Here is a 13,282-nt window from a genome sequence, read left to right on the forward strand (position 1 = left end):
GCGACTAGAATACAACATAAGGAGAGAATATGCCAAAAGTAATGGAACTAGACAAAGTAGTCGTGTGGGATGGCAATATGGCAGCCTGCCAAGCTATGCGCCAAGCCCAAATCGATGTAGTCGCAGCCTATCCTATCACGCCCTCCACGCCTATCGTGCAAAACTATGGGACTTTCACAAGCAATGGCTACATTGATGGGGAGTTTTTGCTTGTCGAATCAGAGCACGCCGCGATGAGTGCGTGCGTGGGGGCTGCGGCGGCTGGCGGGCGCGTGGCGACTGCGACTAGCTCGCAGGGGTTTGCGCTTATGGTGGAGGTGCTTTATCAAGCCTCTGGTATGCGCTTGCCTATCGTGCTAAATCTCGTAAATCGCGCACTTGCTTCGCCTCTAAACATTCACGGCGACCATAGCGATATGTATCTAGGGCGCGATGCGGGCTGGATAAACCTCTGCGCGTATAATCCACAAGATGCGTATGACTTGAATTTAATGGCGTTCAAAATCGCCGAAGATATGTCCGTGCGCTTGCCCGTGATAGTCAATCAAGACGGATTCCTCTGCTCCCACACCGCCCAAAATGTCCGCCCGCTAAGCGATGAGGAGGCGTATAAATTTATCGGCGAGTATAAGAGCAAAAATCCGCTTTTTGATTTTGCCCACCCCGTTACTTACGGAGCGCAGGCAGAGGAGGAGTGGCACTATGAGCACAAAGCACAGCTTCACAACGCCCTAATGAAATCTAGCGAAGTGATAGGGCGCGTGTTTTCAGAATTTAAAGCCCTCACAGGCAGGGAGCACAATATCGTAGAATGCTATGATATGCAAGATGCGCAAGTGGCAATCCTCGCACTTGGCACGACTGTGGAGTCCGCGCGTGTAGCGGCAAGCAACGCTCGCAAAAATGGCATAAAAGCGGGCGTGGTAAGCCTAAAAGTCTTTCGTCCATTTCCTTTCATCGAGGTAGGCGAAGCCCTCAAGCACTGCAAAGCAGTAGCAATCCTTGATAAAAGCCTGCCTGCTGGGGCTATGGGCGCGCTTTATAATGAAGTAAGCGCGGCGTTGTATAATGCAAGCGCGAAAGGCGGTGCTAGCCCATTGCTTAGCAACTATATCTATGGGCTGGGCGAGCGTGATATGACGCAAAAGGATTTGGGCGAGATTTTTGCTGAAATTGATAAGGACGCAAAGGAGGGGAGGATTACGCACGCGGTGCAGCAGTTTGTAGGGTTGCGTGGTCCAAAGATGAGCTTTTTTTAAGACAAGGAAATTCGTCTTTGGGTAATCAATTCGCGCAATCCCTCCGCCTTGCTTTACTGCGGTGTATGTCTAATACACCTCATTCGCAAAGCGGAGCGATTGCGCAAAGCACCACTGCAAATGCTAGAATTTAGATTTTGCGGGCGTGGGATTCTAGAATTTAAATTCTGAAAAAAACATTAAAGATAGGAGAGCAACAATGGTAAAAGAAGTCAAAAACCTCAAACAATTCTCAAAATCCGCCGAGAAATTTGAAGGTGCGCATATCCTCTGTCCGGGCTGCGCACACGGAATCATTATCCGCGAAGTGCTAAACGCAGTCGATGGTCCCCTAGTGATAGGCAACTCCACAGGTTGCCTAGAAGTCTCCACCGCCGTGTATCCGCACACGAGCTGGGATGTGCCGTGGATTCACATAGGGTTTGAAAACGGAAGCACCGCCGCAGCGGGCGCGGAGACGATGTATCGCGCGCTTGCCAAAAAGGGCAAATATCAGGGCGAGAAGCCAAAATTTGTAGCATTTGGTGGCGATGGAAGCACTTATGACATTGGCTTTCAGTTCATCAGCGGGTGCTTTGAGCGTGGGCACGATATGACTTATATCTGCCTTGATAACGAAGTGTATGCAAACACAGGGGGGCAGAGGTCAAGCTCCACGCCCATAGGCTCTAGCACGACTACCACGCCCGCAGGGAGTGTGAGCTATGGCAAAAAAGAGCGCAAAAAAGACATTCTCTTTGTTATGGCGGCGCACGGAAGCCCCTATGTCGCGCAAGTCGCGCCAAACAAATGGAAAGATATGAACAAAAAAATCAAGCAAGCAATCGACACAGAGGGACCGACATTTATCAACGCGATGAGTGCTTGCACGACAGAGTGGAAGTTTGAATCACACAAAACCATTGATACTTCGGATTTGGCGGTGGATAGCCTTGTGTTCCCGCTTTTTGAAATCATTAGCGGGCGTGAAGTGCGTATCACTTATCGTCCCAAAAATGTAATCCCCGTGCGGGACTATCTAGGGGCGCAAGGGCGGTTTAAGCACCTCTTTAAGCCAGAAAATGCCCATATCATCGAGCTTTTTCAAAAAGAAGTCGATGAGCGGTGGGAGCACCTCCAACGGCTTGAGGAAGCAAACAATATCGTGCTAGGGGTAAATGGGTAGAATCTGCAAGGCATAATGTGGAGGGGATTGAGGGTGGGTATGTTTTCGTCATTGCTAGTGAACGAAGTAAAGTTTCTTTAGTAATGACGATGGGGGCGTAGATTGCCACGATTTTGCTACGCAAAATCTCGCAATGACGGAAAAGAACCCACCCCCAAACCCCCTCCGCAAGGGAGGGGGCTTTCAAAAGCATAAAAAATTCATTGCCATATTTAAGCGCAAGCGAAATACCTCAATGCAGATTTGTCATATTAAGCTTTTGTAAAAAGCGAAATATCAAAAAAAAAGCACTTCTTGTAAATTTGCATTTTTTTTTTTTTTTGAGATACTTCGGCTAAAGCCTCAGTATGACAATAAAAAGCAAAGCAAGACAAAACCCACAAAAACTAATAAAATCTCACAAGTCTATTGCAAATCATCGCACTAAGACTTCAAAGCATACTCTGCACAAAATCTACCTATACAACATTTCAAACATTTCAAAACTCTTGCAATTTGACATATTCTCACAAAATCCACTCGTGCTTCCCCACATTAGTATTCTGTTTTTTTTTTTTTTTTTTGTAGTATCGCTTGCATAATACATATAAAAACTAGGAGCGATAAATGCAAAATAGCGACAAATTACAATGCAAAGGCTGCAAAAAGTCCAAACCACAAAATGAGTTTTACCTCGTAGATGGAGGACTAGGCATAGAGGGGATAGAAAATCTAAGGTTTGAAATCTGCAAGGAGTGCATAAAAGCATACAACACAAAAAATGGCACTGGTAAAAATTTTTGTTATCTGCTATGGCAGCATATTGCTTGCTACTACGGAGCAAAAGAGTTTATAGCAAAAAATAGCGATAAAAACTCTTGTGATAGAAAGTTGTTAAAAAGTATTACCAGCAAGATAGACAATGGATACAAATCATATCGCGATGACTCACTTTCACTTCAAATGGCGTTGCAAAATTTTATCTCTCTATTTGATAAATTTCAAAAAGGTGGTTTTAAAAAGGCTAGTCCTAAGCGTCAAAAAAGAGTTTTTGATATATTGCAAAATGCACAAACAGATTTAGAAAACACTATCAAAGAAAAAATCTTACAAGAGGACTATCAAACTTTTAAGCAGTTTAAACAAACGCAAGGAGTGAAAAAATGAGAGATATAGTAAAAATCGCATTGATAGTATTTGTATCAATGCTTGAAGTAGGATATACAGTTGGATATGCAGTTGATTGCAGGGAGGGACTATATGAGAAATACAAAGCACACTCTGCGGAATTTATCAAGCTAAAAAATAAATGTAAACCACTCCTAGAAAATGTAAAGAGATTAGCTGATACATACAAGAATAGTGTGGAATACAAAGAGTATTTGGCAATTGGACGGCAAGATACAATGATTCGGTTAGAATGGAAAAACTCAAAAGAATATAAAGAAGCAGAGAGAATATACGGAGAATGTGATTATCTGCCAACAGAATGTAAAGACGCGGATGCAGGTGAAGCTATGAAAGATTTTAATAATGATATTAAAGAAGCAAGAAAACCATTTTACATAGAAATGGATGCTACTTGTGTATTATTCTTAGATGGGGTATATGATATCGATAAAGCATTTGAGAGAATAGCAAGAGCAGAGTATGAATTTGAAAGACGATTTGAAGAGAGAAGGAAGAAAAAATTAGCAAGTCTACCACCAAAAAAACCTCTTAATAGACCACCTTCTTGCGTTAACTTTGACCGTTGCGAGAAAGGATATGCTACTGCTTTTGATAAGTATATGGCAGAATATCGCAAAGCATTAGAAGCTGCAGAAAAAGCATTAGAGCCTCTACAAACAGCTTTTAGAAACTCACAAGAAGTCAAAGAGTATGAAGCAGAGTGTAGAGGGATAACTTTTCCTGCAGATAAGGATATGAAAGACTTTGATTTTGAATATATTTGGGGTTGGAGAGATTTGGAAGAAAAACAAATCATATCTTATATTCAATCTATAATCGCTAATCGCCCATAAAATTTAATACACCTTGTGCTAAAGATTTTATTTTTATAATATTAAACCTACTTTTGTCATACTTAAGCGTAAGCGAAATATCTCAATAATAACGCAAACTTGTCATATTGAGCTTTTGCAAAAAGCGAAATATCTCAATGTAGATTTGTCATATTGAGGTTTCGTAAGAAACCGAAATATCTCTTTTTGTTTTACATTGTTTTGCAGAATCTTTTGAGATACTTCGGGCTACGCCCTCAGTATGACAAGTGGTTGTGTTTTTTTTATTGTCATATTAAGCGTAAGCGAAATATCTCAAGTTGTAATACAAGTTGTTAGAAAATATTTTTTTGAGATACTTCGGTTTGTGCCAAACCTCAGTATGACAAAATGTTTTTGATACTTTAGGCTAAAAAGCCTTTAAGTATGGCTAGCGATTCATTCGGTATGGCAAGTGGTTAGTTTAGTATGATAAGTGATTGGTTTTGCGAGGCAAGAAAAAATGTGTTTTTATGCAAAAACTTACCAACCCATAAACCCCCTCCGCAAAGGGAGGGGTTTTTTGAAGTGGCAAAAACACTCCTCCGCCACATTTCTATCATTTGGGAAGGGATTTCAAAAGAAGCAAACTTCGTAGTTTGCCATACTTAAGCAAAGTATCTCTAGAGAATCTATCTCTTGTCATACTTAAGCTAAATATTTCTATTATGAAGTTTTTGTGCATTAGTTTTTTTAGCCAAGATTTTTTAGGATTTCGCGCAGATTTTCTACTACAAATCGCGCTTGTTTTTTGCTGATGATATATGGAGGCATAAAGTATATTGTGTTGCCAAGCGGACGGAGCAGTAGCCCCTTTTTTAGCCCACGCTTAAATACTTCTAGTCCAGTCCTCTTGTGTCTGCTACTTGCAATATCTAGTGCGAAAATCATACCGCAGTAGCGGACATTGCAGACATTTTCTAGCTTTGAGAGATTGCCCCAGAGTGAGGCTATAAAATCGCTTAAGTTTTTGTTTTTTCTTAGTATGCTTTGAGACTCAAAAATATCTAGCACTGCGTTTGCAGCCGCGCAAGCAAGGGCATTGCCCGTGTAGCTATGAGAGTGCAAAAATCCTAGATTGCTCTCATAAGTATCATAAAAAGCCTTATAGATTTTATCACTTGTTATCACCACAGATAGTGGCAAATACCCCCCGCTAATGCCTTTGCTAAGGCACAAAAAATCAGGCACTATGTCGCACTGCTGAAATGCAAACATACTCCCGCTTCGCCCAAATCCCACCGCGATTTCATCAAATATTATTAAAATGCCCTGCTTTCTTACCATTTCACACGCTTCTTTGACAAACCCGCTAGGATAGATATTCATTCCACCTGCGCACTGAATAAGTGGCTCCAAAATAAACGCACAAATATTCCCCCCCTCTTTTTGCAAAATCGCTTCTAGGGCGTCTAGCTCTTTTTGGTAGTCGTTAGATTTTGTGGGATTTTGGCAGGTGCGAGATTTTGCTCTATGGATTGGCACAGGTGTGGTGATACACTCTAGCAAAAGTGGCTTATAAATGTCTTTATAAAGCCCGACATCTCCCACGCTTAGTGCGCCTAAAGTCTCTCCGTGATAGGCATTTTCTAGGGTTAAAAACTTGGTTTTTTTATTTGATTTTGCAAGCGATTTTGGGCTAGATTTTGTCAAATTTTGTGCGGACTTTTGCGCTAGATTTTGATGATATTGGTAGCTCATTTTTAGGGCGACTTCTATCGCACTTGAGCCATTATCTGCATAAAAGCACTTGCTAAGTTTGCTAGGCAAAAGGCTAGTAAGCCTGTGCGAAAGCCTAATAATTTGCTTATGAGAGAAGCCAGCCAAAATGATATGCTCTAGGGTGTTTAGCTGCTTTTTTATGGCGTTGTTTATGAGTGGATTTTGATGTCCAAAAAGATTTACCCACCAGCTGCTTACGCAGTCGATATATCGCTTCCCATCGAAATCGTATAAATACACGCCTTTTGCTTTTTTTATGGGGATTAGCGGGATATTTTCGCCATTGTCTTTTTTGCTAGCGTGGTCTTTCATCTGTGTGCAGGGATGCCATATATGTGCTAAATCAAGGGCTTTCAAGGATTTTGATTTTTGGTGTGATTTTTGTGCCATTTGTGTGCCTTTGTATCGATAAATTATGGCAAAATACTACACCAAAATCTACAATTTCACTCCAACAAAATAAATATATTTATGAGGTAAAAAAGGCAATAAATGCAGCACATAAAGCAGATTTTAGACTCTCTAAAAGCGCAGGATAATTACCGCGTATTGCGTGATTTTAGGCATTGTGGTGCGTATTTGATAGATAGCAAGGAAGTAAAGCTACTAAATCTAGCAAGCAATGATTATCTAGGTATCGCTAGTGATGAAAAAATCGTGGAGAAGTTTTATAAATGGTGTGAAAAAAAGGGTTTTCTAGCACCTAAAGAGAGCGCAAAATCTAACAAAAAGTCAAAACCACCACACAAAGATTTTGCAAAATTTTTGCGTTTTAGCTCATCTTCTTCGCGCTTACTTAGCGGGGGATTTCCTGTGTATGAGGCATTTGAAGCGCACTTGGATTCTGCATTTTCTCCAAAAAAATCACTGCTATTTAATAGTGGCTATCATCTAAATATATCAACTTTACAAGCCCTTAGTCAGCTTCCGCGCTCGTTATTTTTGCTTGATTTTTATTCACACGCTAGCGTGATAGATGGCGTGCGACTTGGTGGTGCGGATTTTAAGCGGTTTAGGCATAATGACATTTCTCACTTAAGCGAACTGCTAGAATCTAGGGGTAAAAATTATAAGCATATTTTCATTGTGAGTGAGGGGGTGTTTAGTATGGAGGGGGATTTTGCGTTTTTGGAGCAAATCATCGCGCTAAAAGAGGAGCACAAAAAGCGCGGAAAAAATGTGTATATATACCTTGATGAAGCTCATAGTGTAGGGGTGTTTGGCAGAAGTGAGGGCGTGCGATATAGCAAAGACTTAAGTGGTTTTGGGATAGAAAATGACGGGCTTGGGCTAGCGAGGGCTTTGGGGGTGGAGTCTTGTGTAGATTTTTTGGTTTTTACATTTGGCAAGGCGATTGGCTCTGTGGGGGCGTGCGTGATTTGCCACAAGGATTTTAGAGACTTTTTTGTCAATAGTGCGCGAGGACTTATCTACTCTAGTGCTTTGCCACCGATAAATGTGGCGTTTAGCTACTTTGTGTTTGAGATTTTGGGTGGCTGTAAAGAAGAGAAAAAACTTGCAAAATCTTTCACAAAACGCAGGGAAAATCTAGCTCTTTTAAGCGAATTTTTTAAAACTTCATTAGAGCAAATAGCGCAAAAATATTGCCTAAAATCACTTGGAAAAAGCCATATTTTTTCGCTTATTTTGGGCGAAAACTCTCTAGCTATAAGCCTTGCCAAAAAGCTAGAATCTAGCGGTATATACGCCCCTGCGATAAAATCTCCAACCGTGCCAAAAGGAAGTGCTAGAATCCGTTTTTCGCTTAGTGCAAGTATGTCCCTAGATGAAGCAAGATTTGTCATAGAGGAGCTAGAAAAACACCTAAAAACTATCCTAAAAAAGTCTTAAGAAAAATATCTAAGCACTGCAAGAAAACATAAAAAACATAGCTACAAAAAGCGATAAAAAAGGGCAAAAATATGAAAATATGTTTTTTTAAGATTTTGCCACAAGATTCTAAAGTGGATTTTGCAGATTTTACTTTGCAAAATTTGCAAGAGGATTTTGGCAAACAATCTAGCCAGAATTTAGTCGTATTTTTTAGTGGATTTGCTAGCTTGCCTAGTCATTTTTATAGATTCACAGATAAGATTTTTTTGCAGGATTTTGATATGATTATGGTTTATGATTATTGCGATTTTAGCCAGCATCAAGCACAGATAAAAGAGATAATAAATGCTAGCAAAAAGTATAAAAATGTCTATTTAATTGCGTGGTCTATGGGGGTTTTTGTCGCTTCTGCATTGCTAAGTGATTTTGCTTATCAAGCAGGTGGTGAGCGTGATAAAATCTTTGCTAAAAAGGTGGCTATAAATGGCACAAATATCGGCATAGATAGAGTGCTAGGAATCCCACCTAAAGTCTTTGCCTACACAGCAAAAAATATACAACCACACGCCTTTAGAAACGCTCTTTTTGATACTAAAATACAGGGAGAAAATTTAGAAATTATGCGCGATATTATTTCGCGCTTTTCTTTAGATTTTGCTTTGCCAAATTTAAAAAATATGCAAAACGAGCTAGAATCCTTGCAGCTTTTTGCTAAAAATCTTATGCAAAATCGCTTGCAAGATTTTGGGCGAGATTTTGCAAATAATTTTTTGTGGGATAAAGCTATCATTTCGCGCACGGATAAGGTTTTCCCACCTCAAGCGTGTGAAGCGTTTTTCACTCAAAGTCCGCACAAAAATCACACCAAAATCGCATATACAGACGCGCCACATTTTGCTTTTGTCGGCTTTAGAAATTGGCAAGAAATCATTGCTTAAAATCAAAAATTTTTTAAGCAAAATAAAAAACAAAATCAAGGCAAAAATAAAAGGTAAAATCTATGCAAAATAGCCTAAATAGCACTCAAGTGGCAAGTAGCTTTGCAAGAGCAAAAAACACTTATAAGCAAAATGCTATTATCCAAGAAAAAATGCGCTTTGTCCTTATAGAAATGCTTAAAAAATATGGGCAAAAACATTTTAGTGAAGTGTTTGAATTTGGCGTAGGAAATGGAGAGTTTAGCGAGATTTTGCAAGCAAATTTTTCATATAAAACATATATCGCAAATGATATAAACCCACTGCAATGCTTGCCAAATCCAAAAAAATCGACACTTTTTAAGCAAGCTATAAATTTTACAAAACTTGCAAAATTTGATAGCGTGGAAATTTTTGATATGAACGATTTACAAAAGCAAGAAATTTTTAAAAAACGATTTGATTTAATCGCTTCAAACGCTTGCTTGCAATGGCTAGATACGCCACAAATATTGACACAACTAAGCCAAATGCTAAAGCCAAATGCACTGCTTTGCCTTAGCACTTTTGGTAAGCAAAACTTGCGCGAGCTAGCCCAACTAGCTAGTATCTCACTAGAGTATCTCACACTAAAAGATATAGAAAAAAACTTAAGAGAATCTCTAGATATTTTGGAGCTAAAAGAGGATATTGAGACTTTGGATTTTGGTTCTAGTATTGGTGTGTTTAGGCATATAAAAAAAAGTGGTGCAAATGGGCTAAAATCTCATCAAAGCAAGCTAAATAAAAAACTTCTAAGCGAGTATCAAGCGCGATTTGGAGGGCGTATAAGCTACCACCCAATCTATATTTTGGCACGCAAAAGGGCGTAGTTCATTTGTAAAGAACTCAAAAAAATAGTGTAAAATAGGGCTTTTGATTTGTCTACACACTTCATAAATCCAAAAAGCAGATTTTCTGCAAAACTCTAAAAAAGGACAAAAAAATGCTCCAAACCATAAATCTAGCGATGCGCTACCCCACCAAAAAACTCTTTGAAAATGTCAATCTCAAACTTGATAGTGGCAAACGCTACGGGCTTATCGGCGCAAATGGCGCGGGGAAATCCACACTGCTAAAAATCCTAAGTGGCGAGGCAGAATCAAGTAGCGGGGAAGTCATCATCGCACCAAATGCAAGGCTTGGTGTGCTAAAGCAAGACCAATACGCTTATGAGAGCCTAAGCCTAAAAGATGCCGTGCTTATCGGCAATAAGCGACTTTATGACGCATTGAAACGCAAAGAATGGCTGTATGAAAACGGCGATTTAAGCGATGAAAAAGTCAATAACGAGCTAGGCGATTTGGAGATGATTTGCGCGGAGGAAGACCCTACTTATGAGTGCGAAGTGGTGATTGAAAAGATTTTAGAGGATTTGGGATTCCCCGCAAACACGCACGAAAACCTTATGAGTAGCCTTACAGGCGGGGATAAGTTTAAGATTTTGCTTGCCCAAGTGCTTTTCCCAAAGCCAGAGATTTTGCTCCTTGATGAGCCGACAAACAACCTTGACTTACCCTCAATCGCGTGGCTAGAAAACAACCTCAAGCACTATGAGGGCGTAATTGTTGTCATTAGCCACGATAGGCACTTTTTGAACTCCATTTGCACGCACATTTTGGATATGGATTTTGGCTCTGTGCGCGAGTTTAGCGGGAATTATGATGATTGGTATATCGCTAGCACACTCATTGCCAAGCAGCAAGAAGCCGAGCGCAACAAAAAACTTAAAGAAAAAGAGGAGTTAGAGAACTTTATCGCGCGTTTTTCAGCCAATGCGAGTAAGGCAAAACAAGCCACCAGCCGACAAAAGCAACTTGAAAAGCTCGATATTTCCGCGCTCAAAGTTAGCTCACGGCGCGACCCAAGCATAGTCTTTAAGCCCAATCGCACCATAGGCAACGAAGCTCTAGAATGTGAGGGGATTTCCAAATCCTATGGCGATAAAAAAGTGCTAGAAAATGTCAGCCTAAAAATCCTGCCAAATGACAAAATCGCGCTAATCGGACCAAATGGCGTGGGCAAAAGCACTTTGTTGCAGATTTTAGTCGAAGTCCTAAGTCCAGATTCAGGAAGCGTGAAGTGGGGAGCTACCATAGAGCGCGGATATTTCCCGCAAAATGTGAGCGAGGAAATCAAGGGCGAAGAGACACTCTTTGAGTGGCTAAGGGCGTTTGATAAGCGCAAAGAAGCAGGCGAAATCCGCAACGCGCTTGGGCGAATGCTTTTTAGCGGGGAGGAGCAAGAAAAGCAGGTAAGCAAACTTAGCGGGGGCGAAAAACACCGAATGGTGCTAAGTCGGCTAATGCTTGAGGGTGGGAATTTCCTCGTGCTTGATGAGCCTACAAATCACTTGGACTTGGAGTCTATCATCGCGCTTGGCGAGGCGTTGTATAAATTTGGCGGGAATGTGATATGCGTAAGCCACGATAGAGAGCTAATAGACGCCTACGCAAACCGCATAATCGAGCTTGTGCCACAATTTGACAAAAACGGGGCGAATCTCCCCGCGCAAATCATTGACTTTCGCGGAACTTACGAGGAGTATTTGGAAAGCAAGGGCGAGTGATGACCAAAAACAAGCAAGCTAAGATGGGAATTATGGCTAACAGTAGAAAAATACTCAATCAATGAACTACATAGGCTCGAAGCTAAAGCTGTGTGATTTTATCGTGGGCAATATCACAAACGCTGTGCAAAAGCCACTAAGCGAGTGCGTGCTGTGCGATTTGTTTGCAGGCACGGGCGCGGTTGGCAGGGCGTTTAAAAGCAAAGTGAAAAAAATTATCGCAAATGACAAGGAATTTTATAGCTTTGTCCTAAACCAAAACTACATAGCCAATCACACACAAATCGCGAATCTAGACGCGCTTGTGGCTATGCTAGATAGTCTGCAAGGCGTAATGGGCAAAATTTATTCTCACTACTCTTTGGGTGGGACGCAAGATAAGCCCTACCAAAGGCTATATTTTAGCGATGAAAATGCGATGAAAATCGATAGCATTCGTGTAAAAATCGAGAATTTAAAGCGCGATAAAGAAATAGATTTGGGTGCGTATTATTTCCTCCTTGCTTCGTTACTAGAATGCGCTGATAAAGTCGCAAATGTAGCTTCTGTGTATGGTGCGTTTTTGAAGCGACTTAAAAAGAGTGCGTTAAAGACTATGGAGTTTAGGGGTGCAAAATGTGAGGTAGGCAACAACGCAAATGAGGTGTATAACTGCGATGCAAGTGAGCTAATAGGGCGCATAAAGGGCGATATACTCTACCTTGACCCACCCTATAATGCTAGGGAATATGGCGCAAATTATCATTTGCTAAACACTATTGCGCTGTATGATGACTTCGCTCCGCAGGGCAAAACAGGATTACGCGAGTATGAAAAAAGCGCGTTTTGTAAGAAAGGGCGCGTGGCAGATGAGCTAGAGAGTCTTATCAAACGCGCGGATTTTGAGTGGATTTTCCTAAGCTATAATGATGAGGGGATTTTGGGGCTTGATGAGATAGAGCGGATTTTTAAGGCAAATGGCACATATCGCTGTGTGAATAAAAACTATCAGCGGTTTAAAGCTGATTCTACCCGCACCCAAAAGCAACACTATACAATCGAGTATTTGCATATTTTGAGGAAAAGTTGATTATTTACTCTTTAAATTTTTCTTTATACTCTTTTTGTCGATTCCCATTTTGGTGTAAAAAAGTGCTACAACTTCCTCGCGCGTCTTTACTTCAATCATTTGCTCTTTTTTAAAGTCCCATTTGTATCCCGCGCCCGTGCCACGCTCACCACGATTATGCAACTTGCTAAAATCAATCTCACTAATTTTTTCAAGTCGCATATATAAATTATCGGGCGCAACGCCGATAAAGCAGATAAAATCACAATTTGGCGTATCCTTAATATGCTCATTCTGAAACTTATCATTCACATCAAGGCTAGAAGTTTTTACCTCAACCTTAATGTCGTTAATCTTTATATCCCAATCGCCTTGGTCGCCGTCCTGATAGGCAAGTGAGATATTGCGCTCTTTGCTAAAAATATCACGCAACAATCGCTCTCCAAAGCTACCGCGCTTATCAATTTGTAGGTGGCGAATCCGCGCGTATTTGCTCGTGCTTTTCCATTTTGAAGTGGCATTTACTTCGCGCTCTATCTCGCTAAATACGGCGTTTGCAATCTCTAAAATATCCATTTATAAAAGCCCCTTATCACAAAACCCTTTTTCAATTAACGCCTCCTCAATTAGCGAAGTTCGCAAATTCAAGCTAGAATTTGTGCCTAAAAAGCTAACCTTTACCCAATCAATCGATTTCAAAGCATCTCTT

At 40.8% G+C, this 13,282-nt stretch carries 11 protein-coding genes; 9 read left to right on the plus strand and 2 right to left on the minus strand.

Going from position 1 to position 13,282, the window contains the following annotated elements:
* Window positions 1-29 precede the first annotated feature (29 nt).
* The 4 genes from CQA40_RS07700 (at window position 30) to CQA40_RS07720 (ending at window position 4,427) form a co-directional block, all read left to right on the plus strand.
* A complete protein-coding gene (locus tag CQA40_RS07700; protein ID WP_115520300.1) occupies window positions 30-1,259 on the plus strand; it encodes a 2-oxoacid:ferredoxin oxidoreductase subunit alpha in 1,230 nt (409 codons plus the stop codon).
* A gap of 199 nt (window positions 1,260-1,458) precedes the next feature.
* Window positions 1,459-2,424, plus strand: a complete 966-nt coding sequence (locus CQA40_RS07705; RefSeq protein WP_115520301.1) for a thiamine pyrophosphate-dependent enzyme — start codon at window positions 1,459-1,461, stop codon at window positions 2,422-2,424.
* A 606-nt stretch (window positions 2,425-3,030) separates the two neighbouring features.
* Window positions 3,031-3,570, plus strand: a complete 540-nt coding sequence (locus CQA40_RS07715) for a hypothetical protein (RefSeq protein WP_115520303.1) — start codon at window positions 3,031-3,033, stop codon at window positions 3,568-3,570.
* Window positions 3,567-4,427 carry a hypothetical protein gene (locus CQA40_RS07720; RefSeq protein ID WP_115520304.1) on the plus strand — a complete coding sequence of 287 codons (861 nt, stop codon included), beginning with the start codon at window positions 3,567-3,569 and terminating at the stop codon, window positions 4,425-4,427. The genes CQA40_RS07715 and CQA40_RS07720 overlap by 4 nt, the downstream gene beginning before the upstream one ends.
* A gap of 711 nt (window positions 4,428-5,138) precedes the next feature.
* Here CQA40_RS07720 and CQA40_RS07725 read toward each other — a convergent pair.
* On the minus strand, window positions 5,139-6,557 hold the full coding sequence (locus CQA40_RS07725) for an adenosylmethionine--8-amino-7-oxononanoate transaminase (protein WP_115520305.1): 1,419 nt from the start codon (window positions 6,555-6,557) through the stop codon (window positions 5,139-5,141).
* Window positions 6,558-6,659: 102 nt separating this feature from the next.
* Between CQA40_RS07725 and CQA40_RS07730 the strand changes: the two genes are divergently transcribed.
* The 5 genes from CQA40_RS07730 (at window position 6,660) to CQA40_RS07750 (ending at window position 12,594) form a co-directional block, all read left to right on the plus strand.
* Window positions 6,660-8,018 (plus strand): aminotransferase class I/II-fold pyridoxal phosphate-dependent enzyme, encoded by a 1,359-nt coding sequence (locus CQA40_RS07730; protein WP_115520306.1) that lies wholly within the window; start codon window positions 6,660-6,662, stop codon window positions 8,016-8,018.
* Window positions 8,019-8,089: 71 nt separating this feature from the next.
* Window positions 8,090-8,938, plus strand: coding sequence for a pimeloyl-ACP methyl esterase BioG family protein (locus CQA40_RS07735; protein ID WP_115520307.1), 849 nt, complete (start codon window positions 8,090-8,092; stop codon window positions 8,936-8,938).
* Between the two features lie 62 nt (window positions 8,939-9,000).
* Window positions 9,001-9,789, plus strand: a complete 789-nt coding sequence (locus CQA40_RS07740; protein WP_115520308.1) for a methyltransferase domain-containing protein — start codon at window positions 9,001-9,003, stop codon at window positions 9,787-9,789.
* Window positions 9,790-9,902: 113 nt separating this feature from the next.
* Entirely contained in the window at window positions 9,903-11,525 is a 1,623-nt protein-coding gene (locus CQA40_RS07745) for an ABC-F family ATP-binding cassette domain-containing protein (RefSeq protein ID WP_115520309.1), read from the plus strand.
* A 61-nt stretch (window positions 11,526-11,586) separates the two neighbouring features.
* Window positions 11,587-12,594 (plus strand): DNA adenine methylase, encoded by a 1,008-nt coding sequence (locus CQA40_RS07750; protein ID WP_115520310.1) that lies wholly within the window; start codon window positions 11,587-11,589, stop codon window positions 12,592-12,594.
* Here the strand turns inward: CQA40_RS07750 and CQA40_RS07755 are convergent, their stop codons facing one another.
* Window positions 12,595-13,149 (minus strand): hypothetical protein, encoded by a 555-nt coding sequence (locus CQA40_RS07755; RefSeq protein WP_115520311.1) that lies wholly within the window; start codon window positions 13,147-13,149, stop codon window positions 12,595-12,597. It abuts the gene before it with no gap.
* Window positions 13,150-13,282 lie beyond the last annotated feature (133 nt).

This window comes from Helicobacter sp. MIT 01-3238 (assembly GCF_003364135.1).
In the GTDB taxonomy this organism is placed as follows: Bacteria; Campylobacterota; Campylobacteria; order Campylobacterales; family Helicobacteraceae; genus Helicobacter_B.